At 61.3% G+C, this 26100-nt stretch carries 28 protein-coding genes and 1 pseudogene; 4 read left to right on the top strand and 25 right to left on the bottom strand.

Annotation, left to right across the window (positions count from 1 at the left end):
• The first annotated feature begins 74 nt into the window (after positions 1-74).
• On the top strand, positions 75-563 hold the full coding sequence (locus tag AB4O40_RS24130) for a DMT family transporter (protein ID WP_056720731.1): 489 nt from the start codon (positions 75-77) through the stop codon (positions 561-563).
• Between the two features lie 78 nt (positions 564-641).
• Here AB4O40_RS24130 and AB4O40_RS24125 read toward each other — a convergent pair whose 3' ends face one another.
• The 4 genes from AB4O40_RS24125 to AB4O40_RS24110 all read right to left on the bottom strand — a co-directional run bounded on the left by AB4O40_RS24125 (position 642) and on the right by AB4O40_RS24110 (position 5420).
• Complete coding sequence (locus AB4O40_RS24125; RefSeq protein WP_223541823.1) at positions 642-1973, bottom strand: MFS transporter; 1332 nt, start codon at positions 1971-1973, stop codon at positions 642-644.
• A gap of 185 nt (positions 1974-2158) precedes the next feature.
• On the bottom strand, positions 2159-3085 hold the full coding sequence (locus AB4O40_RS24120; RefSeq protein WP_223541822.1) for a hydroxymethylglutaryl-CoA lyase: 927 nt from the start codon (positions 3083-3085) through the stop codon (positions 2159-2161).
• The gene (locus tag AB4O40_RS24115) at positions 3082-4275 is read right to left on the bottom strand and encodes a CaiB/BaiF CoA transferase family protein (protein WP_056720737.1); all 1194 of its coding nucleotides are present in this window, start codon (positions 4273-4275) and stop codon (positions 3082-3084) included. The genes AB4O40_RS24120 and AB4O40_RS24115 overlap by 4 nt, the downstream gene beginning before the upstream one ends.
• A 236-nt stretch (positions 4276-4511) precedes the next feature.
• Positions 4512-5420, bottom strand: a complete 909-nt coding sequence (locus tag AB4O40_RS24110) for a LysR family transcriptional regulator (RefSeq protein WP_056722260.1) — start codon at positions 5418-5420, stop codon at positions 4512-4514.
• 130 nt (positions 5421-5550) lie between these two features.
• On the opposite strand from AB4O40_RS24110, the gene AB4O40_RS24105 reads away from it, so the two are divergent.
• Entirely contained in the window at positions 5551-6570 is a 1020-nt protein-coding gene (locus AB4O40_RS24105) for a DUF4917 family protein (RefSeq protein ID WP_223541821.1), read from the top strand.
• A 158-nt stretch (positions 6571-6728) separates the two neighbouring features.
• Here the strand turns inward: AB4O40_RS24105 and AB4O40_RS24100 are convergent, their stop codons facing one another.
• The 6 genes from AB4O40_RS24100 to AB4O40_RS24075 all read right to left on the bottom strand — a co-directional run bounded on the left by AB4O40_RS24100 (position 6729) and on the right by AB4O40_RS24075 (position 10187).
• A complete protein-coding gene (locus AB4O40_RS24100) occupies positions 6729-7073 on the bottom strand; it encodes a YegP family protein (RefSeq protein WP_056720740.1) in 345 nt (114 codons plus the stop codon).
• Between the two features lie 85 nt (positions 7074-7158).
• Positions 7159-7464, bottom strand: a complete 306-nt coding sequence (locus AB4O40_RS24095; protein WP_008051823.1) for a ribbon-helix-helix domain-containing protein — start codon at positions 7462-7464, stop codon at positions 7159-7161.
• Between the two features lie 13 nt (positions 7465-7477).
• The gene (locus AB4O40_RS24090; RefSeq protein ID WP_008051822.1) at positions 7478-8059 is read right to left on the bottom strand and encodes a DJ-1/PfpI family protein; all 582 of its coding nucleotides are present in this window, start codon (positions 8057-8059) and stop codon (positions 7478-7480) included.
• Positions 8060-8193: 134 nt separating this feature from the next.
• Complete coding sequence (locus AB4O40_RS24085) at positions 8194-9411, bottom strand: class I SAM-dependent methyltransferase (RefSeq protein WP_223541820.1); 1218 nt, start codon at positions 9409-9411, stop codon at positions 8194-8196.
• 132 nt (positions 9412-9543) lie between these two features.
• A complete protein-coding gene (locus AB4O40_RS24080; RefSeq protein WP_056720744.1) occupies positions 9544-9906 on the bottom strand; it encodes a hypothetical protein in 363 nt (120 codons plus the stop codon).
• A gap of 2 nt (positions 9907-9908) precedes the next feature.
• Positions 9909-10187, bottom strand: a complete 279-nt coding sequence (locus AB4O40_RS24075; protein WP_056720750.1) for an Ogr/Delta-like zinc finger protein — start codon at positions 10185-10187, stop codon at positions 9909-9911.
• Between the two features lie 300 nt (positions 10188-10487).
• On the opposite strand from AB4O40_RS24075, the gene AB4O40_RS24070 reads away from it, so the two are divergent.
• Entirely contained in the window at positions 10488-10916 is a 429-nt protein-coding gene (locus AB4O40_RS24070; protein WP_223541819.1) for a helix-turn-helix domain-containing protein, read from the top strand.
• Positions 10917-10932: 16 nt separating this feature from the next.
• On the opposite strand, the gene AB4O40_RS24065 is transcribed toward AB4O40_RS24070, so the two are convergent.
• From AB4O40_RS24065 to AB4O40_RS24040, 6 genes are all read right to left on the bottom strand, one after another.
• Positions 10933-11214: a phage holin family protein gene (locus tag AB4O40_RS24065; protein WP_223541818.1), complete on the bottom strand. Its 282-nt coding sequence runs from the start codon at positions 11212-11214 to the stop codon at positions 10933-10935.
• On the bottom strand, positions 11211-11570 hold the full coding sequence (locus AB4O40_RS24060; RefSeq protein WP_056720754.1) for a putative holin: 360 nt from the start codon (positions 11568-11570) through the stop codon (positions 11211-11213). Before AB4O40_RS24060 ends, AB4O40_RS24065 begins: the two co-directional genes overlap by 4 nt.
• Entirely contained in the window at positions 11567-11860 is a 294-nt protein-coding gene (locus AB4O40_RS24055; protein WP_082562879.1) for a helix-turn-helix domain-containing protein, read from the bottom strand. Before AB4O40_RS24055 ends, AB4O40_RS24060 begins: the two co-directional genes overlap by 4 nt.
• Before the next feature lie 131 nt (positions 11861-11991).
• Positions 11992-12609 carry a TPM domain-containing protein gene (locus tag AB4O40_RS24050; protein WP_056720756.1) on the bottom strand — a complete coding sequence of 206 codons (618 nt, stop codon included), beginning with the start codon at positions 12607-12609 and terminating at the stop codon, positions 11992-11994.
• Between the two features lie 28 nt (positions 12610-12637).
• Positions 12638-13393: a TPM domain-containing protein gene (locus AB4O40_RS24045; RefSeq protein WP_460057740.1), complete on the bottom strand. Its 756-nt coding sequence runs from the start codon at positions 13391-13393 to the stop codon at positions 12638-12640.
• Positions 13394-13528: 135 nt separating this feature from the next.
• Complete coding sequence (locus AB4O40_RS24040; RefSeq protein WP_056720761.1) at positions 13529-14134, bottom strand: LemA family protein; 606 nt, start codon at positions 14132-14134, stop codon at positions 13529-13531.
• 262 nt (positions 14135-14396) lie between these two features.
• Here AB4O40_RS24040 and bglX point away from each other — a divergent pair.
• A pseudogene (gene bglX, locus AB4O40_RS24035) lies at positions 14397-16689 on the top strand (beta-glucosidase BglX).
• Positions 16690-16764: 75 nt separating this feature from the next.
• Here the strand turns inward: bglX and AB4O40_RS24030 are convergent.
• The 9 genes from AB4O40_RS24030 to AB4O40_RS23990 all read right to left on the bottom strand — a co-directional run bounded on the left by AB4O40_RS24030 (position 16765) and on the right by AB4O40_RS23990 (position 26077).
• Positions 16765-17922 carry a phospholipase D-like domain-containing protein gene (locus tag AB4O40_RS24030; RefSeq protein ID WP_056720764.1) on the bottom strand — a complete coding sequence of 386 codons (1158 nt, stop codon included), beginning with the start codon at positions 17920-17922 and terminating at the stop codon, positions 16765-16767.
• Position 17923: 1 nt separating this feature from the next.
• Positions 17924-18514: a YceI family protein gene (locus AB4O40_RS24025; protein WP_056720766.1), complete on the bottom strand. Its 591-nt coding sequence runs from the start codon at positions 18512-18514 to the stop codon at positions 17924-17926.
• A gap of 102 nt (positions 18515-18616) precedes the next feature.
• Positions 18617-19387: an IclR family transcriptional regulator gene (locus tag AB4O40_RS24020; protein ID WP_056720768.1), complete on the bottom strand. Its 771-nt coding sequence runs from the start codon at positions 19385-19387 to the stop codon at positions 18617-18619.
• 69 nt (positions 19388-19456) lie between these two features.
• Complete coding sequence (locus tag AB4O40_RS24015) at positions 19457-20881, bottom strand: amidase (RefSeq protein ID WP_056722266.1); 1425 nt, start codon at positions 20879-20881, stop codon at positions 19457-19459.
• Positions 20882-20901: 20 nt separating this feature from the next.
• Positions 20902-22212: a citrate-proton symporter gene (locus AB4O40_RS24010; RefSeq protein ID WP_056720769.1), complete on the bottom strand. Its 1311-nt coding sequence runs from the start codon at positions 22210-22212 to the stop codon at positions 20902-20904.
• An 81-nt stretch (positions 22213-22293) separates the two neighbouring features.
• Positions 22294-23469: a M20 aminoacylase family protein gene (locus AB4O40_RS24005; protein ID WP_056720771.1), complete on the bottom strand. Its 1176-nt coding sequence runs from the start codon at positions 23467-23469 to the stop codon at positions 22294-22296.
• A gap of 145 nt (positions 23470-23614) precedes the next feature.
• Entirely contained in the window at positions 23615-23938 is a 324-nt protein-coding gene (locus AB4O40_RS24000; RefSeq protein WP_056720773.1) for a hypothetical protein, read from the bottom strand.
• Positions 23935-25029 (bottom strand): serine hydrolase domain-containing protein, encoded by a 1095-nt coding sequence (locus AB4O40_RS23995; RefSeq protein WP_223541652.1) that lies wholly within the window; start codon positions 25027-25029, stop codon positions 23935-23937. The genes AB4O40_RS24000 and AB4O40_RS23995 overlap by 4 nt, the downstream gene beginning before the upstream one ends.
• A gap of 169 nt (positions 25030-25198) precedes the next feature.
• Positions 25199-26077: an acyl-CoA dehydrogenase family protein gene (locus AB4O40_RS23990; protein ID WP_414918557.1), complete on the bottom strand. Its 879-nt coding sequence runs from the start codon at positions 26075-26077 to the stop codon at positions 25199-25201.
• Positions 26078-26100 lie beyond the last annotated feature (23 nt).

Raw genomic sequence — 26100 nt, 5'->3', positions numbered from 1 at the left:
CTGGATAACAAAACGGAATTTAAATCTGCGCGACGAATACCCTAGAGTCCAGCAAAACCTGTTGGAGATCGATCATGAGTACGTTGCATTGGGCCGGCCTGATAGGGCTGGCGATGATCGCCGGGGCGGTGGTGCCGTTTCAGAGCGCGATCAACGTCAACCTCGGACGCGGGTTGGGCCATCCGTTGTGGGCGACGCTCGCTTCGCTGTTGGTGAGCGTTATCGTGCTGCTGCCGATCATCGTTGCGATGCGCTTGCCATTGCCGTCACTGGCATTCATCAGCAAGGCTCCGCTCTGGATGTGGGCCGGTGGCGCTTTTGGGGTGATCTTTATTTCCCTGGCATTGGTACTGCTGCCCAAGCTGGGTGCCGCGGGGTTCATGGCATTGGCGCTGGCGGGGCAAGTCGTGGCGTCGCTGTTGCTGGATCACTACGGCTGGTTTGGGTTGGTGGAGCGACAGGTCACTTTGCCAAAGGTGGTTGGGGTGGTGCTGTTGATGGCCGGGGTGGTGTTGATTCAGTTCAGTGACGCGGCGCAAAAAGCGATGACAGCGACTTCTTGAAGGTCAAAAGATCGCAGCCTCCGGCAGTTCCTACGGGGATGCGTGGTCCGAGCAGGCGCTGCCGAAGGCTGCGATCTTTTAAAACTTGTCGAGTGTGCGCAACTTCTGCGGCAGCCCCCACAGCAACAGCGCCACCGCGATCAACGCACAGACACCAATGACATACAGCGCCGGTGTGGTGCTGCCGGTCAGGTCCTTGATCCGGCCGACCATCACCGGGCTGACGATGCCGCCGAACTGGCCCAGGGTGTTGATCACCGCGATCCCGCCCGCAGCGCCCGCACCGGCACCGGCCAGCAGTTTCGGCGGCAGGGTCCAGAAGCTCGGGATGGAGGCGATGATCCCGGCACCCAGCAGGCCCAGCGCGACAATCAGGAAAGTCGTGTGGTTGGCGAAGATTCCCGCGCAGAAGAACCCGATCGCACCGACCGCCACTAGACCGGCGACAAACTTGCGTCGCTCGCCAGTAGCATCGGACAGGCGTCCGATCACCACCATGCTGATGGCACCACAGATGTATGGGATGGCCGTCAGCAAACCGATCATCACCGGGCTCTCGGTACCGGCGCTGCGGATCAGTTGCGGCGCCCAGAAATTCAAGCCGTAGGACGCCACCTGAATCAGGAAATAGATCAGGCCCAAGGTCAGGAAACCCGGAATCCGCAGCGCTGCGAGCAGCGATCCACCGCTCTTGTGCGGCTCATGCCGGGCGATGCGGCTGGCCAGCAGGGTCTTCTCCGATGAAGTCAGCCAATGGGCATCTTCGATGCGATCCTTGAGCAGGGTCAGCACCAGCAAACCGAGGCCGATACACGGCACGCCACCGAGCAGGAACAACCAGTGCCAGCCACGCATTTGCAGCACGCCGTCGAGGTGTTGCAGCACCAGGCCCGAGAACGGCGCGCCCACCAGGCCGGCGAACGCCGACGCCAGGAACAGCATCGAGGTGATGCGCCCGCGATAGTGCTGCGGGAACCACAACGTCAGGTAATACAGCACGCCCGGGGCAAAACCGGCCTCCATCGCGCCGATCACGAAGCGCAGAACGTAGAACTGCCATTCGCTGTTGACGAACACCATCAGCGCCGTGGCCAGGCCCCAGGACATCATGATCCGGGCGATCCAGCGCCGGGCGCCGACCTTGTACAGCATCATGTTGCTGGGCACTTCGAAAATTACATAACCGACCACAAACAACCCGGCACCGAGGCCGTAAGCGGTGTCGCTCAGACTCAGGTCGGCCTGCAGTTGAAACTTGGCGAAGCTGATGTTGATGCGGTCGAAAAAGGCGAACAGGTAACAGACCATGATCAGCGGCATCAGGCGCCAGGCAACTTTGCTGACCAGGGCTTTTTCTTCGTCGTGGCTAACGGCCGGGCTCGCGCCGGCCTCCAGTGCATTAAGGCTCATTGCGTTTCTCCAGGCGGACTTCCCGTGGGTGTCCGATTGTTTTTGTTGTCTGGTTGAGTATCTCAGCGGTAGTGCTTTTACTGTGGGAGCGAGCTTGCTCGCGATTGCGTCGGGTCAGCCAACATTGATGTTGACTGTGACTCAGTCATCGCGAGCAAGCTCGCTCCCACAGGGGCTCTGCGGTGTCAGGTGGGGATCGGGTGCAAATCGCAATTGCGCCCGGCCTTGGCCAGTTGCCCCGGTACTTCATGACCCAGCAGCGCCGGCAGTCCTCGGGACAGTTTCAGCAGCAGCGGCAAATCAATGCCGGTATGAATACCGACTTCATCGCACAGGTTCACCAGATCCTCGGTGCAGATGTTTCCCGATGCACTCGGCGCAAACGGGCAGCCGCCTAGGCCACCGAGAGCCGCGTCGAAGCGTCGGGCACCGGCCTCATAGGCAGCCAGCACGTTGCACAGCCCAAGGCCGCGGGTATTGTGAAAATGCAGGGTCAGGTCCACTGGCGATACACGCTGCAACACTCGCCGCACCAAGCGGTCGACCTGACGCGGATTGGCCATGCCGGTGGTGTCGGCCAGGGTGATGCCCTGGATGCCGAGTTCCTGATAGGCCTCGACGATTTGCAGTACGCGGTCCTCATCGATCTTGCCCTCGAACGGGCAGCCGAAGGTGGTGGCGATGCTGGCGTTGAGTCGCACAGGACTGTCGCCAACGAATTGCACAATCTCGCCGAACGCGGCCAACGAATCTTCACAGCGCATGCGCATGTTCGCCAGGTTGTGGGTCTGGCTGGCGGACATCACCAGGTTCAGCTCATCGGCACGGCACGCCAGCGCCCGTTGCGCGCCCTTCAGGTTGGGGATCAACGCGACGTAGATCACCCCTGGTTGCCGGGCGATGCCCTTGAACACCAGTTCGCCATCGCGCAGCGCCGCAATGGCCTTGGGCGACACGAACGAACCGGCTTCGATGCGGCTGAATCCGGCCTGCGACAGTTGATCGATCAGGGCAATCTTGTCGTCGGTTTCAACCCAGGTCGGCTCGATTTGCAATCCGTCGCGCGGGGACACTTCCTGCACGATCAGTCTGTCGGAATAATCGCTGATCATTGCACCACTCCTTCGACTTTCAGGCGTTCGATGTCCATCGCGGTCAGGCCCAATTGCGCGAGGATGCCGTCGGTGTGCTGACCCAAACCGGGACCGGACCAATTCACGCCGCCGGGAGTTTCGGAGAGTTTCGGCACGATGCCCGGCATCTTCACCGTGGCGCCACCGGGCAGTTCGGCATTGAGCAGCATGTCCCGCGCCTGATAGTGCGGATCGGCGACGATGTCGGCCACCGAGTAGATGCGGCCGGCCGGGACCTCGGCGGCTTCAAGGGCGGTCAGCACTTCGTCGATGGGCAGGCTGCTGGTCCAGTGGGTAATGGCGGCGTCGAGCAGATTGCTCTTGGCTGCACGCCCGTCGTTGTGGGCGAATTCCGGCGCATCGGCCAGATCGGGGCGGCCGATGGTTTGCATCAGGCGCTTGTAGATCGGATCGCTGTTGCCGGCAATCACCACGTAGGCGCCGTCGGCCGTCAGGTAGGTGTTGGAGGGCGCGATGCCCGGCAAGGCGCCGCCGCTGCGTTCGCGCACATGGCCCAGCATGTCGTATTCCGGCACCAGGCTTTCCATGACGTTGAACACGCTTTCGGCCAGGGACACATCGACGATCTGCCCGCCGCCCTGCCCGGTCTTGACCCTTAGCAGCGACATCAGCGCACCGATCACCGCGTGCAGCGACGCCAGGGAATCGCCAAGGCTCACGCCAACCCGCGCTGGCGGCGAACCGGGGGTACCGGTGGTGTAGCGAATCCCGCCCATGGCTTCGCCTATGGCACCGAAACCGGGACGATCGCGGTACGGGCCGGTCTGGCCGTAACCGGAGATCCGCACCAGTGTGAGGTTGGGATTGAGCGCGTGCAACACGTCCCAACCCAGGCCGAGTTTCTCCAGGGCGCCAGGACGCAGGTTTTCGATCAGCACATCGGCGCTGGTCGCCAGTTGCTTGACCAGTTCGATGCCTTCGGGGGATTTGAGGTTCAGCGCCAGGGACTTCTTGTTGCGCGATTGCAGGTACCACCACAGCGAGGTGCCTTCATGCAGCTTGCGCCATTTGCGCAGGGGATCGCCCTGGCCCATGGCTTCGATCTTGATCACCTCGGCGCCGAACTCGGCCAGCATGCGCGCCGCAAACGGCGCGGCGATCAGCGTGCCGATCTCGATCACTTTGATCGCACTCAAGGGGGCAGTCATCGCGGGGTACCTCTTGTTCTTGGAATATGCGCCAAGGCTAGAGGACAGGGGACTCGGGAATCCAACCTTCAGTTGGCAACGAGCGTTCGCGAAATGCGAACGCTCGGGGAGATTGTCGCGACCTCAGGGCCGCCTTCGCGGGCAAACCCGCTCCCACAGGGATTTTCAGCGCTACACAGATCCAGTCTGGGAGCGGGCTTGCTCGCGAAGAGGCCGGCCTAGTCAGCGAAGAACTATCAGGCTGGCCCCCGCAAATGCTCAAACAACATCCTGCTCACCGGCGACAGTAACGCCTCATCGCGCACCACCAGGATCAAGGCCCGATCGGACCATTCATCCGTCAACGGCACCGCGTGCAAACCCAGTGCCCGGCCAAACAATTCATAAGCCCTGTGCGGCAAAATGCCGATCCCCATGTTGGCCTGGATCATCCGGCACATCGCATCGAACCCCGGCACATGAATACGAACCCGCAGCACCTTGCCGGCCTCGCGCGCCGCCGCGTGGGTGCGCATGTTGATCGAACTGGCGGCATGCAAGCCAACGTAATCACTGCTCAGCGTATCGGCGAACGCCACGCTCGACCGGCCCGCCAATGAATGGTACGGCGGCATCAACACCACCAGCTTGTCCTGGCGATACAGCACGCTGTGCAGGCCCTTGATGTCACTGTCGATGGAACAGATCCCGAAGTCGGCCACCCCGTCGAGCACCCCCTGAATCACCCCGGAGCTGGGGCGCTCTTCGAGATCGGTCTTGACCTGTGGGTGACGCTCGGAAAAATCCCGCAGGTCCTCGGGCAAAAACTGAATGATCGCCGACAGGTTGGCGAGCATCCGCACATAGCCGCGCACACCGTGGCTGTGCTCCCCCAGCTCAAGCCCCATTTTCTCGACGTTAAACAACATCTGCCGGGCATGGTGCAGCAGGGTTTCACCGGCCGGCGTCAGGGACATGCCCTTGGCCTGGCGCACGAACAGGCTGATGCCCAGCGCCTCCTCCAGTTCCATCAAGCGTTTGCTCGCCGCCGAGACTGCAATCGCTTCGCGCGAGGCGGCGCGGGTCAGCGTACCCTCTTCATGCACGGCGACGAACAGTTGCAGGGTGATCAGGTCGAGACGGCGGATCAGGCTTTTTTGCAGCATCAGGTACTCGGCGAGTCGGCTCAGGCGAAGTCGCAGCATAGCGTTCTTCACCCGCGTCGTGCCGTAGTCCGGTCACCGGTCGTGATAAAGTCGCCGCCCACAGACCTTTTGCCGTGAGACGAAGACCGCAATGACCGATTTCCAGGATGTCGATGCTCAACTTGAAGACTGGAACGCCTTGCGCAGCACCGCTTCGTTCAGTGGTTTGCTGGTGGGCAACGGTGCCAGTCGCGCGGTGTGGGACGATTTCGGCTACGAGTCGCTGTTCGAAAACGCCCGCACCGTTGAAGAAAAACCCCTGAGCCCGTCCGAGCTGAGCGTGTTCGATGCGATGCAGACCCGCAGTTTCGAACAGGTACTGAGCGCCCTGAAAATCACCAGCCGGGTCAACAAGGCCTTGGCTGTCAGCTCCGCCGCCCCGCGCAATCGCTACTACGCGATCAAGGAAGCGCTGATCAACACCGTGCATGCGGTGCATATCCCGTGGCGGCTGGTGGTGCCTTCGACACTGGCGACCATCAATCAGGAACTGGCCAGTTACCGCACGGTGTTCACCACCAACTACGACTTGCTCAACTACTGGGCAGTGCAACACCGGCCAGAAGCGATCAGCGATCTGTTCCAGGGGGCCGAGCCCGGTTTCGACCTGAGCGACACCGCCACCGATAAAACCCGTTTGCTGTACCTGCACGGCGGTCTGCATCTGGTGCGCAACCAGGATGGTACGGCGCGCAAGCTGATGTCGACCGAGGGCACCTTGCTGGGCAGTTTCGCCATCAACAACACGATCAAGACCCTGGACGACGTACCGCTGTTCGTCAACGAAGGCCCGAGTGCGGACAAGCTCAAGACCATTCGCAGTTCGGACTATCTGTCGTTCTGCTACGAGCAATTACTCGGTCACGGGCAGGCGCTGTGCATCTTCGGCCATGCGTTGGGGGAGCAGGACAGCCACATCATCCATGCCTTGCGCCTGGCGAAACCACAGGTGGTGGCAATCTCGATTTACCCGCGCAGCAAGGCCTTCATCCAGCATCAGAAGCGGCATTACGCGAAGGTGTTTGAGGGGACGGGGGTTGAGTTGCGGTTCTTCGATTCCAAGAGCCATGCGTTGGGCGGCACGAAGCTCACGGTTCCTGTCGAGGTTTAGCGGCGACGCGGCTGGCGCCATTGTCGGATCGCATTACCCCTGTGGGAGCGAGCTTGCTCGCGATGAGGCCATTACATTCAACACAGATGTTGATTGTCTGACCGCCATCGCGAGCAAGCTCGCTCCCACAGGATTTGTACTGGATGTGAAGGTAGCGTTCAAAGCACCGGCAAGGTCTTGTCCTTGACCACTTTACTCGGGCCATTAGTTTTCACGCTGGCAATGCCTTTCTCCATGGCGGCATCAGAGGAATAGGCCTCGCTGCTGCCGATGATCTCGTGGTTGCCCGCCTTGAGGTTGAAATACGGGTGGCCATCCTTGGTGGTTTTCTTCTCGTAGCGCTCATCCAGCTGGCTGTTGGCCTGGACCGAGGCGATGCCTTTGTCGGCGGCGGCGTGGGTGGTGTACAGCTCGCTGGTCAGAATGGTCTCGGCGTTGGCTGCCTTGAGGACAAACCTGAACTGGCCATTGCTGCTTTTGCTCACTTCATACCATCCGGACATGCTGTTTCTCCTTGGCGATTGAGAGGTTTCGCGCTTCACAGTAAAGACCAAGCCGGGATTTCTGTCGCCTGAACGGCAGTTTTCACTACTTCACCACTGCCCGCACCACCGACAGCTCCGGTGCCGACGTCCGTCGCTGGCTCAAATACCGCGTACAACTCACCCGCAGGAACGACGCGAAATTGACCACCTCGCCGCGGTAGTCCATCACCTCTTCATACAGCTTGGCGATCAACTGATTGGTGGTCATGCCGTCGACCTCGGCGATTTCGCTGAGGATGTCCCAGAACTGATTCTCCAGCCGCAGGGTGGTGACCACCCCGCAGATGCGCAGAGAGCGGGAGCGCGATTCGTAGAGTATCGGGTCGGCTTTGACGTACAGCTCGCACATGGACACGGCCTCGTTACAGCGTGATTTTGGTACCCAGCAATCCCAGGAAACCGGCCAGCCAGTTCGGGTGCGCAGGCCAGGCCGGAGCCGTGGCCAGATTGCCCTGGACATGGCCGTCCGTCACCGGAATATCGATATACGTACCGCCCGCCAGCCGCACTTCCGGAGCGCAGGCCGGATAAGCGCTGCATTCGCGACCTTCGAGAACACCCGCGGCCGCCAGCAACTGCGCGCCATGGCACACGGCAGCGATCGGCTTGCCGGCCTTGTCGAACGCGCGCACCAGTTCCAGGACTTTTTCGTTCAGGCGCAGGTACTCCGGCGCGCGTCCGCCCGGAATCAGCACCGCGTCATAATCGGCCGCGTTGACCTTGGCGAAATCGAAGTTCAGGGCAAACAGGTGACCGGGTTTTTCACTGTAGGTCTGGTCGCCTTCAAAGTCATGGATCGCCGTGCGCACGGTCTGGCCGGCGGCTTTGTCCGGGCAAACGGCGTGTACCGTGTGGCCGACCATCAGCAACGCCTGGAACGGCACCATCACTTCATAGTCTTCGACGTAATCACCGACCAGCATCAGAATTTTTTTCGCAGCCATGGGGAGAACTCCTCTGGAAGTGGGCGTGCAGGAGTATTCAAGGTAGTCCTTATCCGGTGGGGTGGGTAACAACCGGCTACTACGAATGCACAGGACCACTGTAGGAGCTGCCGCAGGCTGCGATCTTTTTTGGGTCAGCTCAAATAACCGTCAGCGCGCAGCAATGTTTCCAGGCAATGCTCGCTGATGTGATAGAAATCCTTCAACTCCTGAATCTTCGCCAGCAACTGGGCCGGGTCCACCGGCTCGGCGCGCTTGACCGCCAGGATCATCTTGTTCTTGTTGGTGTGATCCAGCGAGATGAACTCGAACACCTTGGTCTCGTAGCCGCAGGCCTCAAGGAACAACGCGCGCAAACTGTCGGTGACCATCTCGGCCTGCTGGCCCAGGTGCAAGCCGTACTGCAGCATCGGCTTGAGCAGCGCCGGGCTCTGGATTTGCAGGCGGATCTGTTTGTGGCAGCACGGCGAGCACATGATGATCGAAGCGCCGGAACGGATGCCGGTGTGGATCGCATAGTCAGTGGCGATATCGCAGGCATGCAGGGCGATCATCACGTCCAGCTCGCTCGGCGCCACGCTACGCACGTCACCGCACTTGAACACCAGGCCGGGGTGTTCAAGCCTGGCGGCGGCGGTGTTGCACAGGCTGACCATGTCTTCGCGCAGTTCGACGCCGGTCACCTCGCCTTCGGCCTTCAAGGTGTTGCGCAGGTAATCGTGGATGGCGAAGGTCAGGTAGCCCTTGCCCGATCCGAAGTCCGCCACACGCACCGGCTTGTCCAGCGCCAGGGGTGACGACGTCAGCGCATGGCTGAACACTTCGATGAACTTGTTGATCTGCTTCCACTTGCGCGACATCGCCGGGATCAGCTCATGCTGCTTGTTGGTCACACCCAGGTCGGCGAGAAACGGCCGGCTCAGGTCAAGAAAACGGTTTTTCTCACGGTTGTGCTCGGCCGATGGCACTTCGCGCAATTGCTGAGGTTGGCTCTTGAACAGCGATGACTTGCCCTTTTTGCTGTATTCGAGCTGGGCTTCGTCGGTCAACGACAACAAATGCGCATTTTTGAACGACGCCGGCAGCAGCCCGGCAATGCTCGCCACGCCTTCGGCCAGCGGCAGGTTCTTGGTGATATCGCGAGTCTTGTAGCGGTAGACGAAGGACAGGCATGGCTGCGCCTTGACCGTCACCGGCTTGATGATGATCCGCTGCAGGTCCGTTTCATCGCCCACGTACTTGGCCAGCACCAGTTTGATGAACGCGTTGTGCTCCAGGCTCGATTGCAGCAGGTCGATGAACTGGGCGTGATGATCCGGCGCGAGGCTGGCGGGAGTGGCGGTGACGGACATGGAAAAACGGCCTCGGCAATACGAATCGGGGAATGCCGGGTATTTTAGGGGGGACGAGTGTTTTGGGCACGGAGTAATTTTGCGCCAGGCCCCGTTCCCGCCGATCGGGACCTGAATCCAACCATCGCTACATCATGGCTCCACCAGTCGAAGTTTGCGGTTGGTCGGCGAGTTGATGACGAACTTGACGATCAACCCTACCGGCACCGCCCACGTCAGACCGTTGACCGGATCAGTGACCACGGCGACAGTTTCGGAGCTTGCAGCCAGATCCAGACGTCGGCGATCGTTGCTGGACTTGAGTAATCCGTACGCGTGGCTGACCAGCCGCTCCGCCTGGTGCATCGGCATATCCAGACTCTGCAAATGCCTCACCGCACGGCAGAACAACACTTGATCATCAATCACACCCTCGCCTTCATGACGGGCCAGAAACGCCTGAGCTATGGCCAATAGTTCCGCATTCAAATGGGCCTGTTCATCAACCTCCTTCATGCTCAAGGCTCCTGTTGCGCTTGCGCCGCCGGAGCACTCTCGGCGACAGGCTTCGCGGCGCGGCGCAAATCAGGCCCGGCGCACGGCAAATGCACGGCCGGGTTGGGCATGCCACTGGGGGAAAGCTCATGGGTCATTTCGAACTCGGCCCGCACCGACCAGCCACAGGCCTCCGACGTACATTGCAGGTACGCCACCCGCAGGAAAATATGCCGTCCTTCGCTGGTACGTATGCGCATCCTGCTCAGGCAGTGCGGGCACACCATCTTGTAAGTACTCATATATGTTTCCCTTGGGCCATCCGGTGGTAATCGAATTGATCAAACGCAATACTGTTTGAAACACAATTCGTAAAAGTCCGGTGCTGCAAATAACGTCCGCCAGACAAAAGGAAGTGCAACGGGCGGACACGTAATAGATACGAGCCAAGCTCGTAGGAAATCACCCTGATACCATTAGGAAGTTTCGACATCGTATTCTTCTGATTCATAGTTGATGATTGATTACTTACAAGAAAAAAAGTACTCATTACGCATACGTTAAGCACTCAAAAAGCATATGTCAAAAGGAAGAGGCTCAAATTGCGTAGCAAAAAATCACAAGCTGTTTTGGCCCGCCTGAAGCAAGTAACGGGTACAAAAACTGACGCTTCCCTGTCTACTGCACTACAGATCAGCCCCCAGACACTCAGTAGCTGGAAAGGCCGTGACAGCACGCCATACTCATTATGCGTAGACATTGCACAAGCTCGCGGCATCTCCCTTGACTGGTTGCTGCTGGGCGAGGGGCCGATGCTGCGGCAAACCCATGTCAACGCGACTGCAAATGTTGCGGAAACTGCAACAACACAGGAAAACACCATCCTTTCGCTGTGGCGATTGCTTGATGAGGATGACCGCTGCGCAATACAAAGCGCATTGGAGGAAAAGCGACGCCTGAGGGATCTGGAAACGCAACTTTCGGAAATGGCCGCCATCCTGGCAACACTTGGACACTCGAACAAAACCTGACTTGAAGTCCGACGCTTCAATGCTTGAAGGCATGCCACAAAACAATAATGTTGCCACTACTGCGAACAATCATTACGCATGAAAAAACACTCACCCCTGCATGCCATGGGCTCACCGGCAGGAATGTCAGCAATACATCGATGCCGGCATGGCAAAACACTGCGCCACACAAGCTGATCAATATCCTGTCGCGCCAGTTGTAACGCAGCTCGTCGCGCTGGTAACACGCCAGCCTGAACGCACTGATCAGGTGAGCCACCCCCGTCACCCACACCAGAGCCGCCATCTCAAAGGTCATTGCCCTCGCCCTCTGAGATGACGAAGGATGTCACCGAGGCCGGCGCCATCGATCCACTGCATGAGTTTGATGCTGATGGGAATGACCAGCAGCGCGCACAGGAAGGCCGTCACACCGGCTGTCAGAAAAGGCGCCAGTGGCTGGGCGACCGGGGCAAACAGGTAACCGACACCCGCCGACAACAGCCAGGAACCGATGCGTTGCCAGGCCTTGAAGTTGGCGCGAGTGGTCGTGACCAGCCACGCGCCAAGCGTCGCGCCGAACAGGACTTCTCCATTGATAACCGGCAACGTCGCAATACCCAACCCCACCATGAGTCCGCTGATACTGTTGTAGGTCGAATCAGTCAGGCTCATGGATTATCTCGCGACTGCGATGGATCAACAGTGATGGCTCCCGACTCCAGCGCTTTGAACACGGCAGCGTTGCGAGATCTGACGGCAAACTTGCGACGGATATTGGAGAAGTGGAAGTTGATGGTGGATTCCGAGCAACTCTGAATCCTGGCGATCTCCCAGGTGGTCTTGCCCTTGAGGCACCACTCCAGGGCTTGTGTCTCTTTCGTTGTCAGTTGCACTCGCGGAGTAAACATTGCGTTTGCGGGTGCATCCTCCACCCGGGTATCCAGCGATTGTTGCGTTTTCATAAGAACTCCCTCTATACAGAACGCCCATCGCAGGGCGCGCACCATGAGAGAGATGTTGAAGACAAGCTCCGCGGCGGACAACGCTCCGCAACTGTGTCGCGGCGCATTACAAAAGTGGATGAAGCCCTGGCTTAACCCAACACCACCAGACGATTCGGCAGCTCGTTGCGCACATGGGTCACCGGCACATGCACCTTGAGCAACTCGCCACAGGCCTCGACGCAACTGACAAAGCCCTGCAACGTCTGCCCCTGTTTAACCTGCTGGGTGAACGTCGCGACGATCGCGTCCCAGTTCTTGTTGTCCAGGCGACTGGAAATCCCTTCATCCACCAGGATCTCCACATAACGCTCGGCCTCGGAAACGAAAATCAGCATGCCGGTGCTGCCCTCGGTGTGGTGCAGGTTCTGCTCCAGGAACTGCCGACGCGCCAGGTTCGAGGCGCGCCAGTGTCGCACCGAGCGCGGGACCAGATGGGTGGTGACTTTCGGCAGGCGGAACACCAGGCACAGCACGATGAAGATGGCCCACTGCACCAGCAGCAGGCTGTGCAGGGTCAGCCAACCGGTGAAGTAATGCACGATGCCCGGCACCAGCAGCGCCAGCAGGCTGGCCCACAGCAACGGGATGTACGCATAGTCGTCGGCGCGGGCCGCGAGCACGGTCACCAGTTCTGCGTCGGTCTCGCGCTCGACCCGGGCAATGGCCTCGGCCACCTTGCGTTGTTCGTGTTCAGTCAGTAATGCCATGTCGTGAAGTGCCTGCTCGTTTTTATTATCACCAGCCGCCGGACGAACCGCCCCCGCCGAAACTGCCCCCGCCGCCACTGAAACCTCCCCCTCCACCGCCGCCGCCAAATCCACCACCGCCAAAGCCGCCCCCGGATCCACCGGAGCCGCCCCGGCCGGCAGGAAGGATACCGAGCATCTGGCACACAAAAACAGTCAGGATGAATAACATCACCAAAAACACGAACAACCCGGGATGCCGCGCGATGAAATCCTCCCCCGGATCGCCTCTGGATTCATACGCCGTGGAGGGTTCGTCCAGGGGGGTGCCGCCCAGCACCACCAGCATCGCCGCTACGCCGTCACTGATGCCTTTACTGAAATTGCCGGTCTTGAATGACGGGGTGATGACCTGGTTGATGATCACCGAACTCTGGGCATCGGTCAGGCGATCCTCCAGGCCGTAACCGACTTCGATACGCAGCCGGCGCTCGTCCCGGGCGATGATCAGCAGGGCACCGTTGTTCTTGTCCTTCTGCCCGATGCCCCAGTGGCGCCCGAGTTGATAACCGAAGTCGGCGATGTCGGTGCCTTGCAAATCCGGCAACGTCACGACCACAAGCTGCTCGCCGGTGGCTTGCTCATGAGCCTGAAGTTGTTGGGTGAGCTGCTGGCGCACCGATGGCTCGATCATCTGCGCATTGTCGACCACCCTCCCGGTCAGCGCCGGAAAGTTCAGCTCGGCCCGGGCAGCGATCGCCACCACCCACAACAACAGCAACAGGACCGTTTTAAACACACGCATTGGCAACCTCTTCCGTTCCAAGCCTGGCTCTGTAGGAGCTGCCGCAGGCTGCGATCTGTTGATCTTGACCTTTAGCGCTCGCGAAAAAATCAAAGTCAAAAGATCGCAGCCTACGGCAGCTCCTACAGGGTTGATTCAGAATTTGACCTCGGGGGCCTTTTCCGAACCCGGCGTGGCTTCGAAGGTCTCGCGTACCGGCAGGTCGCTGTACATCACGGTGTGCCACAGGCGACCGGGGAACGTGCGGATCTCGGTGTTGTACTTCTGCACCGCGAGGATGAAATCGCGACGGGCCACGCTGATGCGGTTCTCTGTGCCTTCAAGCTGCGATTGCAGGGCGAGGAAGTTCTGGTTGGCCTTGAGATCCGGATAACGCTCGGAGACCACCATCAAACGACTCAAGGCGCCGCTGAGCTGATCCTGGGCCTGTTGGTACTGCTTGAGTTTTTCCGGATCATCCAGAGTCGAGGCATCCACCTGGATCGACGTGGCCTTGGCCCGGGCCTCGATGACGGCAGTCAGGGTTTCCTTCTCGTGGGCCGCATAGCCCTTGACGGTTTCCACCAGGTTGGGAATCAGGTCGGCGCGCCGCTGATACTGGTTCTGCACCTGGCCCCAGGCGGCCTTGGCCTGTTCGTCGAGGGTAGGGATGTTGTTGATGCCACAGGCGGTCAGCAACGAGGCCAGCATCAGCAGCGTGACGACCTGCAAACGCGAGCGGTAGGTTGGACTTACATTCATCAGGATGATGCTCCCTTGTGCATTTCATGAAAAAACCGACCGTGAAACCTTCTGGGCCGGCTCTTGGGGCATAATCGCCCGCGCCTCTGGATTGCAACGGGCCGATGGGCTAAAAAGAGGCCCTGCGCGAAAACGCATCCGCCATCTGGCTGTGTTTTTTGGCTCTGGTCTTTTGAGCCGGCACCCGAACAACAATAGACGCTCCCTAAATTTTGGCTGGCCGGCGTGTACATCGCCGTTTGGGCCCTTGAGAAAACTATTCATGAAGAAGCTGTGTTTGCTGGGCCTGTTCGTCAGCCTGGCCAGTCATAACGTATTGGCCGCCACGACGCCCGCACCCCTGGAGAACAAGGAAGCCTTCGTCAGCAACCTGATGAAGCAAATGACCCTCGATGAAAAAATCGGCCAACTGCGCCTGATCAGCATCGGTCCGGAAATGCCGCGCGAAATGATCCGCAAGGAAATCGCGGCCGGCAACATCGGCGGTACGTTCAACTCGATCACCCGCCCGGAAAACCGCCCGATGCAGGACGCGGCCATGCGCAGCCGCCTGAAGATCCCGATGTTCTTCGCCTACGACGTGATCCACGGCCACCGCACCATTTTCCCGATCCCGCTGGCCCTGGCCTCGAGCTGGGACATGGACGCCATCGGCCTGTCCGGGCGCATCGCCGCCAAGGAAGCCGCGGCTGACAGCCTCGACATCACCTTTGCGCCGATGGTCGACATCTCCCGCGATCCGCGCTGGGGCCGTACTTCCGAAGGCTTCGGCGAAGACACCTACCTGGTGTCGCGCATTGCCGGTGTGATGGTCAAGGCGTTCCAGGGCACGGGCGCCAACGCCGCCGACAGCATCATGGCCAGCGTCAAGCACTTCGCCCTGTACGGCGCCGTTGAAGGTGGCCGCGACTACAACGTGGTCGACATGAGCCCGGTCAAGATGTACCAGGACTACCTGCCGCCGTACCGCGCCGCCATCGATGCCGGCGCGGGCGGGGTCATGGTCGCGCTGAACTCGATCAACGGCGTGCCGGCCACCGCCAACACCTGGCTGATGAACGACCTGCTGCGCAAGGAGTGGGGCTTCAAGGGCCTGGCGGTCAGCGACCACGGGGCGATTTTCGAACTGATCAAGCACGGCGTTGCCGCCGACGGTCGCGAAGCGGCGAAGCTGGCGATCAAGGCCGGCATCCACATGAGCATGAACGACACCCTGTACGGCAAAGAGCTGCCAGTGGCTGCTGAAGGCCGGCGAGATCCAGCAGAGCGACATCGACAACGCCGTGCGTGCGGTGCTCGGCGCCAAGTACGACATGGGCCTGTTCAAGGACCCGTACTTGCGCATCGGCAAGGCCGAGGATGATCCGGTCGACACCTACGCCGACAGCCGCCTGCACCGCGCCGAGGCCCGTGATGTGGCACGCCGCAGCCAGGTGCTGCTGAAAAACAGCAACGAAACCCTGCCCCTGAAGAAAACAGCGAAAATTGCCCTGGTCGGTCCGCTGGCCAAGGCACCGATCGACATGATGGGCAGTTGGGCCGCCGCCGGTCGCCCTGCTCAATCGGTGACCCTGTTCGACGGCATGACCAACGCCCTGGGCGACAAATCGACACTGATCTACGCCCGGGGCGCCAACATCACCAGCGACCCGAAAATCCTCGGTTACCTGAACTTCCTCAACTTCGACGCCCCGGAAGTGGTGGATGACCCGCGCCCGGCGAAGGTGCTGATCGACGAAGCGGTAAAAGCGGCCAAGGATGCTGATGTGGTGGTTGCCGCCGTCGGCGAATCCCGTGGCATGTCCCACGAATCGTCGAGCCGCACCGACCTGAACATCCCGGAAAACCAGCGCGAGCTGATCCGGGCCCTGAAAGCCACCGGCAAACCGCTGGTACTGGTGTTGATGAACGGCCGTCCGCTGACGATCCTCGAAGAGAAGGAACAGGCCGACGCCATCCTGGAAACCTGGTTCAGCGGCACCGAGGGCGGCAACGCCATCGCCGACGTGCTGTTCGGCGACTACAACCCGTCGGGCAAACTGCCGATCAGCATCCCGCGCTCGGTAGGCCAGATTCCGACCTACTACAACCACCTGACCATTGGCCGACCGTTCACCCCGGGCAAGCCGGGCAACTACACCTCGCAGTACTTCGATGACACCACCGGTCCCCTGTACCCGTTCGGTTACGGTCTGAGCTACACCGACTTCAGCCTGAGCGACATGGCCCTGTCGTCGACCACGCTGAACAAGACCGGCAAGCTCGACGCCAGCGTCACAGTGAAAAACACCGGCAAGCGCGACGGCGAAACCGTGGTGCAGTTGTATATCCAGGACGTGGCAGGCTCGATGATCCGCCCGATCAAGGAACTGAAGAACTTCCAGAAGGTGATGATCAAGGCCGGCGAACAGAAAGTCGTGCACTTCACCATCACCGAGGACGATCTGAAGTTCTACAACACCCAGCTCAAGTACGCGGCGGAGCCGGGCAAGTTCAACGTGCAGATCGGCCTGGATTCAGAGGACGTGACGCAGCAGAGTTTTGAGTTGCTGTAATTAATCAAACACCGCAATAACCCTGTGGGAGCGAGCTTGCTCCCACAGTGGTTTGTGGTGGTCAAAAAATACGGGTTATCCCCGTCGATCCAGCAGATTCACCACCACCCGATCCACCCATCCCCACACCCGCTGCTTGACCCGTTTCCACAGCGGTCGGCGCTGCCATTCCTCCAGGCTGACTTGCTCGCTCAACCCAAAGTCCCGTTCGAAACTCGCCGCCACCGAGCGGGTCAATCCGGGGTCCAGGGCCTCCAGGTTGGCTTCCAGGTTGAAGCGCAGGTTCCAGTGATCGAAATTGCACGAGCCGATGCTCACCCAGTCATCGACCAGGACCATTTTCAGGTGCAGGAAGCACGGCTGGTATTCGTAAATATTCACCCCCGCCTTGAGCAGTCGCGGGTAGTAGCGATGCCCGGCATAGCGCACGGACGGATGGTCGGTACGGGGCCCGGTCAGCAGCAACCGCACATCGACGCCACGGGCAGCGGCCCGGCGCAGGGAACGGCGGACTTTCCAGGTCGGCAGAAAGTACGGCGTGGCCAGCCAGATCCGTCGTTGACCGCTGTTCAGGGCACGCACCAGCGATTGCAGAATGTCACGGTGTTGACGGGCGTCGGCATAGGCCACCCGACCCATGCCCTCGCCGACGGACGGCACCCGTGGCAGGCGCGGCAGACCGAAATGCGAGGCCGGTCGCCAGGCACGTCGATGGCGGTTGGCAATCCACTGACGATCGAACAACAACTGCCAGTCGAGCACCAGCGGCCCGGTGATTTCCACCATCACTTCGTGCCATTCGCTGACGTCTTCGCCCGGTGTCCAGAACTCGTCGGTGACACCGGTGCCGCCGACCACGGCCAGGCTCTGGTCCACCAGTAACAGCTTGCGGTGATCGCGGTAGAAATTACCAACCCAGCGCCGCCAGTTCAGGCGATTGTAGAAACGCAATTCGACCCCGGCCGCCATCAGGCGCTGTCGCAAGGTCAGTGTGAACGCGAGGCTGCCGTAGTCATCGAACAGGCAACGCACCCGCACACCGCGCTCGGCAGCCTGGACCAGCGCCTGGACCATGGCTTCGGCGCAGGCACCCGCCTCCACCAGATACAGCTCCAGTTCGACCTGTTCTTCGGCACGGGCAATCGCCACCAGCATGCGCGGGAAGAATTGCGGACCATCGATCAGCAGTTCGAAGTGGTTGCCTTCACGCCAGGGAAAAATCGCTCCGGCCATGTCAGCGCGCCGTGAATATCAGTACCGCACTCACCGGCACTGAAAGACTGATCGCCGACAGGCCGGCCATTTTGCGCAACGCTTCCAACCCGGGAGCCAAATCGAAATCCTCGGCATTGATCACCAGCGGTTCGAGGGTCACCACCTGAAAGCGCCGGTCATCGAGCCGGGTCGCCAGCAATTGGGCGTTGTACGTGTGTTTCTGACCATGCAGGTCGACGGTCAGCGGCAGGCGCAACTCCAGTTGCGCGCCGGGAGCGAGGTCGTTGATCGGGCGCAGATCGATTTTCGTGGTGATCAAGGCGTCGGAAAACCGGTCGATCTGGAACAGTTCCTTGCGCATGCGCTCATCGCGCAGCGGGATGCCGCTGTTGATCGACTCCAGCTCGACTTCCACCTGCGCCAGCCCCTCGGGATCGACTTTGCCGTGCAGGACCAGGAAGCGCTGCACTTCAGAGACATTGGCATTCTTGGTGCTGACAAACGACAGGCGCGAAGACTCGCCGTCGAGGTACCAGTCGGCGCGGGCCGACAATGCGGCACCCGTCAGTAGCAGAAAAACGAGGGATCGGAGGGCGGAGCGCTTGAACATAGAGACTCGTCAGGCAGAGAAACCTGTGCTGAACCTTAACCGGCCTGACACAGGTTGCAAGAAATGTGTTGCCTTGAGTCTCTAAACCATCACAAGTTCCACTCAGGCCATCGCCTGTTGCACATTACCAATGGTCGCGGCCAGGCTGTTGAGGTGCAGGTTGAGTACCCGCTCCACCGGCGCCTGATCCATCGGCCAGTGCAGCGCCATGCTGCCGACCAGGCGGCCATCGGTGCGGATCGGCAGGGCCACCGCGCGAATCAGGAACGGCAGGCGCACCGGATACTCCCAATAACCCTCGGTGCGCTGCCCGAAGCCTTGATGCAATGCCTGCTCAGTGGTGTTGAACAAGGCTTCGTCCGTCACTCGCTCACGGCTGGCCAGACGCTCCACTTCATGGCTGTCCAGTTCGCCCAGGCACGCCCGGCCCATGGCCGAATGGAACAGGCTGGCGTGCTGGCCGACGATCTGACAGTTGTTCGGGTATCGCTTGCGCAGCACCGTGGGAATCGCGCTTTCCATGACCTCGATCCGCTCGCCATCAAAACACGACAAGTCCGCCACCAGCCCGGTGCGCTCGCTCAACTCCAGCAACAGCGGCGCGGCGTTCTCCACCAGGCGCCGCTTGAAGCGCTGCTGGCTGTCACCAAACAGGCGCTTGGCGCACAACCGGTAGCGCCGATCGCTCAGGCCGCGATAGATCCAGCCCCGCTCCTGCAACGTCAGCAACATGCGCGACACCGTGGCCTTGGGCAGGTTCGTCAAGTAGTGCAACTCCTCCAGCCCCAACGCCTGATGCTCACCCAGCAACTCGACAATCGCCAGGGCGCGCTCGACGGAACGCACGCTGCCGGATTCTGCCTTGCTCTCCATAGGTTCGATCTCCCTAAGCGCACATGGATGTTCACTTTGCGCAGCAAGATGCGGGCCTGTCGGCCAGTCTCAGGCATTTTGCAGACAGCCGGGCGGCCTGCGCTTGACCCATTGAGTCAACTGCTCATGGGCAAACGCCAGTTGCAACACCGCGCGGTCAGCCTGGGCCCGACCTATGATTTGCAGGCCCATCGGCAGTCCGGCCTGGTTGAATCCCACCGGCACATTCATGCTCGGCAACCCGGCCAGGGTCGGCCCGATGACAACCTCCATCCAGCGGTGGTAGGTGTCCATGGCCTGCCCGCCAACGACGCGCGGCCAAGGGGTTTGTGCATCAAAAGGAAACACCTGGGCGGTAGGCAGCAGCAGGAAGTCGTAACGTTCGAACAATTCGTTCAGCGCTCGATACCACTCGCTGCGACTGACCGAGGCCTGATAGACATCCGCCGCCGTCAGACGCAGCCCGCCCTCGACTTCCCATCGGGCTTCGGGTTTGAGTCGTTCGCGTTTTTGCGCATCGGCATACAACCCGCCGAGGCTGCCTTGCACCAGCCAGTGGCGATGCACCAGCCAGGTTTGCCACAGGCGTTCCAGGGAGAAGTCCGGCTGGCAGGCCTCGACTTTGCAACCCAGGGCGGCGAAGTCCTGCAACGCCGATTCACACAGGCTCATGACGCCGGGCTCCATCGGCAGGTAGCCGTTGTAGTCCCCCAGCCAGCCGAGTCGCACATCGCTGAAATCCTGCTGCAACGACTGATGAAATATCCCCGGGTCTTCAGTCAGCGACAACGGCACGCGCGGGTCATACCCGGCCTGGGTGCCGAGCAAACGGGCAACATCGGTGACCGTGCGGCCCATCGGGCCTTCAGTGGCCAGTTGCTGGACGAACATTTCCGGCCCGGGCCCGAACGGCACGCGCCCCTGGGACGGACGCAATCCATAGACGTTGTTGAACGCCGCCGGATTGCGCAGCGAGCCCATCATGTCGCTGCCGTCGGCCACCGGCAGCATGCGCAACGCCAGCGCCACCGCCGCCCCGCCGCTGCTGCCGCCGGCAACCAGGGTCGGGTCGTAGGCGTTGGTGGTGGTGCCAAACACGCTGTTGTAGGTTTGCGAGCCGAGGCCGAACTCCGGGACGTTGCTCTTGCCGATGATGATCGCCCCGCAGTCGCGCACCCGCGCCACGCTGATGGCGTCGTGTTGCGGAACCTGCTCGGCGAACAGCGGCGAGCCCATGGTGGTGCGCAAACCGGCGGTGGCCGCCAGGTCCTTGACCGCTTGCGGCATGCCGTGCATCCAGCCTCGGGACTGACCCCGGTTGAGTTCGCTATCACGCTCGTCGGCCTCTGCCAGCAACGCCTGGGCCGGACGCAGGGACACCAGCGCATTGACCTGTGGATTGAAGCGTTCGATCTGCGCCAGATACGCCTGCATCACCTCGCGACAGGACACCTGCCGCCCATGAATGGCCCGGGACAGCGCATCGGCCTCCATTTCAACAATCGGATTGCTGCTCAAGGTTTCACCCCAAGATTGAGTTCAACGGATCTTTTTGCCCGTGGTGCTTCCTGCATGCAGTAGGTGCCGAGCAACGTCAGCAAGCAGGCGAACAACACGTAGAACGATGGCGCCACCGGAGTCGCCAAAACCTTGCTCAGCCAGGTGACGATCAGCGGCGCGAACCCGCCGAAGACCATGACCGCGACGTTGTAAGCCACCGACACCCCGGTGGAGCGCACTTCGATCGGGAACTGCTCGGCCAGTGCCGTCGGAGCCGGGCCGAAAAAACCACCGATCGCACTGCACAGCAACAGTTGCATCACCAGCAAACGCTCCACCGATGGCGCCGCCGCCACCCACACGTACAAGGGATAAACCATCAGGAAAAACGCCAGGGTGAAGGCCATCAACACCGGGCGGCGGCCGAGGCGGTCCGACAGTGCGCCAGACAAGGGAATGATCACGGTCATCAGCGCCACCGCGAGCATTTGCACCAGCAGCACCTGATCCAGCGGCAGGCCGAGATTCTTATGGGCGAAAGTCGGCATGTTCACCAACACCACGTAGAACGACACGGTCGCGCCACAGGCCAGGCCCATGGACACCAGAATGCTGCGTCGGTGTTCGCGGATCACTTGCATCAGGCTTGGGCTCGCGCCTTTGGCCTGTTTGCGTGCTTCGAGAAATTCTTCCGGTTCTTCCATGTGCTTGCGAATCCACAAGCCCACCGGGCCGATCAGCAAGCCCAGCACAAACGGAATCCGCCAGCCCCAGCTCTCCAGTGCCTCAGGGGACAGCAGGTGGGTGAACAAGGCGACCATCGCCGCCCCGGAGAACACCGCCAGGCATTGCCCGACCAATTGCCACGAGCCATACAAACCCTTGCGGTGTGCCGGGGCGCTCTCCACCAGGAACGCCGTGGCGCTGGCGTACTCGCCACCTGTGGCGAAGCCTTGCAGCATCCGCGCAACCACGATCAACAGCGGCGCGCCCATGCCGATAGCGGCGTAGTTCGGCGCAAACGCAATCAGTGCGATGGATACGGTCATCAGGCGAATGATCATCTGCATCGCCGCCTTGCGTCCTTTGCGGTCCGAATACATCCCCAGCAGGATGCCGCCCACCGGACGCATGAAGAAGCCGACGCCGAAAGTTGCCAGGGCCATCAGCAAGGATGCGTATTCGTCGTCAGAGGGGAAAAATTGCCGGGCGATGATGCTGGCCAGAAAGCCGTAAACGATGAAGTCATACCATTCCAGCGCGTTGCCGATAACCGCGGCGACCACCTGCCGGGTGCGCGAAACGCCTGTGCTCGAAGTGTGCATGGGGAGCTCTCCAGAACCTGTTGGGAAACGGCGGGCACGGCAGCGCGCACCCGGTCCAGCGGCAGTAGAAAGTGCCAGGAGTCAGGCAGGCTTGAGCCAGCTCTCGGTCAGCGCGCCCCAATACGCGGCACCGGTCAGCAGGATGTCGTCGTTGAAGTCATAGGCGGGGTTGTGGACCATCGGCCGCGACACGCCATTGCCGATGAACAGATAGGCGCCGGGGCAGCGTTGCAGCATCCAGGCGAAGTCTTCGCTGCCCATGAGTTTGGGGGTGTTGCCGTCCACCGCATCAGCGCCAACCAACTCGACACCGACCTGCCGGGCGAACTCGGTTTCGGCCGCGTGGTTGACCAGCACCGGGTAGGCCGGGCGATGTTCGATGCGCGAACTGCATCCGAAACTCCGGGCCTGGGATTCGATGATTGCGCGCACGCGTTCGAGGGTCTGCTCGCGCACCTGGGCATTCAGTGCCCGCAGGCTCAGGCGCAGGATCGCCTGCTGTGGAATGACGTTGGCCGCCTCCCCGGCCTGCAACGCGCCCACCGTGACCACCGCCGCCTGCTGCGCATCGATGTTGCGCGCGACCACGGTCTGCAGGGCCATGACCACACTGGCCGCCGCCACCAGCGGGTCGACTGCCAGATGCGGCATCGAACCGTGGCCGCCGACACCTTCGATGGTGACGTTAAGCAAATCCTGCGAGGCCATCATCGGCCCCTCACGAAAACCCAGATGGCCGGCGGGTAGCCCCGGCATGTTGTGCATGCCGAACAACGCATCGCAGGGGAAACGTTCGAGCAGGCCATCGGCGAGCATCGCTTCGGCACCGCCCTGGCCTTCTTCGGCAGGCTGGAAAATCAACGTCAGGGTGCCATCGAACTGGCGGGTCGCCGCCAGGTAGCGCGCCGCGCCCAGCAGCATCGTGGTGTGGCCGTCATGCCCACAAGCGTGCATGCAGCCCTGATGCTGGCTGCTGTAAGTTGCACCAGTGTTCTCGTTGATCGGCAGCGCGTCCATGTCCGCCCGCAAGCCGAGTCTGCGCGGGCTGCTGCCGTTACGCAGCACGCCAACCACACCGGTCTTGCCGATGCCGGTATGCACCTCGTAGCCCCAATCCGCCAGGGATTTGGCCACCAGCGCCGAAGTGCGGTTTTCCTCGAAGCCGAGTTCCGGGTGGGCGTGGATGTCCTGGCGGGTGGCGTGCAGGTCGCTGGCCACGTCGTTGAGCCAGGCAAGGATGTGCTGATATCGGGTCATGACGATTGTCCTCGGGCCGGGTGTAGTCCCGTTCTTGTTGTTCGCTGTGATTTCGCGACAGCAGGTCGCGCTCACCGCCAGATAACCGCGAGTCGCGCGCCAGGACAATCGAATGTGGTTCCACAGAGTGGAACCTGAAGGGAAATCAGGGCCGCAAGCGGCAGCCCTGGCGCTCGCCGATCCACGCCGCACTGTTGCTGCGGCCCATGCCGCTGACCGTGACGCGCTTGCCGAACGGGTCATCGGTAAAGCCGCTGGCGGGCAGCCACTGTTTCACATAGCCGCGGCAGTACTCGGCGTCGTTGTTCATCACGTAGCGGCACGAACAGTATTCCTTGGCGGTGTAGGCGCTGATGATGTCGGGGAACGCCCACAACGCCACCCGCTCGTGCCAGATCCAGCCGAGCAAGGCGATCAGCAGGATCAGCAACAGGGAACTGACCGGTCGACGACGAATGAAACCGCTCATGGCCGCACCTTCCCGGCAAAGGCCTTGAGCGCGAGCTGCAGCAATTGGTTGTGCCGGTAACGACCGTCACGGTCATCGCCGTAGCGGACGATCACCAGTTGTTCACTGGGGATCACATACATTGCCTGGCCCCAATGACCCAACGCGGCGAAGGTGTCGGCGGGGGCATCGGGCCAGGGTCGTGCCACGCCCTCAACAGCTCGATTGAGCCACCACTGGCCGCCGGGGACGGCATCGTCTTGACCGGCGTGATAGTGAGTGAACAGCTCGCGGTTGAACGCCACCCAGTCCTTGGGCAGCAATTGCTTGCCTGCCCAGCGCCCCTCGCGGGCCATCAACAGACCGACCCGGGCCAGGTCCCTTGCAGTGAGGTAGGCATAGGAAGAAGCGACGAAAGTGCCCGTGTCATCGGTTTCCCAAATGGCATGGCGAATGCCCAGCGGCTCGAACAGCGCAGTCCACGGATAGTCGGGATAGCGGCTGGGGCCGACGATGGTTTTCAATGCGGCGGACAACAGGTTGCTGTCACCGCTGGAGTAGCGAAATGCCTGGCCGGGCGCTGCGTACTCCGCATGGGCCGCGGTGAACGCCGCCATGTCGTGGTGACCACGGGTGTAGAGCATGGCCACCACCGAAGACTTTAGCGGCGCGTATTCGTAGTCTTCCTGCCAGTCCAGGCCCGAGGCCCAGTGCAGCAGGTCGGCCATGGTCATGTCGGGGTATTTTTGCAGGGGCGGATAAAACTTCGCCACAGGGTCGCTGAGTTTGAACAAGCCTTCGCCGTAGGCCACACCGAGGACCGTCGCCATCAGGCTCTTGCTGATCGACCAGGTCAGGTGCGGCGTCTCGGCCGTCGTCGGGCCGGCGTAGCGTTCGTAGATCAACTGGCCGTCGCGGATCACCAGCAAGGCATCGGTGCGAATGCCCTGGCGAGTAGTGTCGTCGCGGGGTGGGAAGGCATAGGCTTCCAGGGCTTGAAGCGCCGGGCCAGCGGGCGTCGGGGCGGTCGGCCATTGCTCGGCGGGCCAGTTTTCAGCCTGGGCCGTGAGGCTGAGCAACAGCAGGAAAATCAGGGACAAGCCTTTGGGCATGGCGGGGGCTCACAGGGAATAACCGGATCAGCCTAGCCCAGTTAAATGACACTCACGCGACCCTTGTAGGAGCTGCCGAAGGCTGCGATCTTTTGATTTTGCTCTTTGGCCATACCGAAAAGAACAGGATCAAAAGATCGCAGCCTTCGGCAGCTCCTACCCGGAATCGTCAGAGGTCTGCCATTGCCTTGGCCAACCGCTTGCCCCGAGCCCCTGCCGCCAAATCCATCACCGCCTGATCCCGCTGCCACATCGTCGCCCACTCTGGAGGCCCTCCAGCCAGCGCTTCATTCACCTCAGCCTTGAGCCCATCGAACAGAGCAAACAACCCGCCAAGCATCACATGCCCGGCCGGATGGGTCGGTGGCTGGCGGCTGGCTTCCGCACACCCCGCCAGCAACCCCAGCAATCGCAGTTGCAAGCCTTGCGGCCAATCGCATTCCTGACCGACGCCATACAACCACGCCGTCATGGCGCTCAGTACATAGATGTCTTCCAGCGTGCGGAACGGTTTGACGTACGCGTCCCAACCATCCCCCGCGAGCAACTCGCACAGCGCGTTATCCAGAAACAGGCGGCCATGGCTGATGTCCGGCATCAACGGGATCGGCGCCAGCTTTTCCACCCGCACACCCGGCTCGTCGCGATAGATCACCGCCAGGCTCAAGCGTGGATCTGCGCCGGGCTCCTCACTGCGCGCAGCCACCAGCAGCCAGTCGGCTGCATTACCGGCGGTGACGAAATCCTTGCGTCCGCTCAGGCGCAAACCGCTCAACCGGGTTTGCATGTCGGCCGGGCGCAGGCTGCGCTGTTCGGTGGCGCACAGCGCACCCAGGCTCAGTGGCGCGCTTGGCCAGAGCATGCGCAAGGCCGCCTGATACCCCACCAGAAACGCCAGCCCCGGCGTCGCCATCAGCCGCCCGCCAAGCACCGCCAGTTCAAACGGCGCGACCGTGCCCAACTGCTGCAACAAAGTCGCGAAGCCTTCGGCCAGATCCGGGTTGGCGGGCAAGCGATCACGGCGGTTCAACAGGGTTTGCCAGGGCATAAGGGGCTCCTCGAGGGCTGTCA

The organism is Pseudomonas sp. S2_F07 (genome assembly GCF_054668325.1).
Note: the sequence above shows the minus strand (reverse complement) of the source record. Positions and strands in the feature narration are given on the sequence as shown.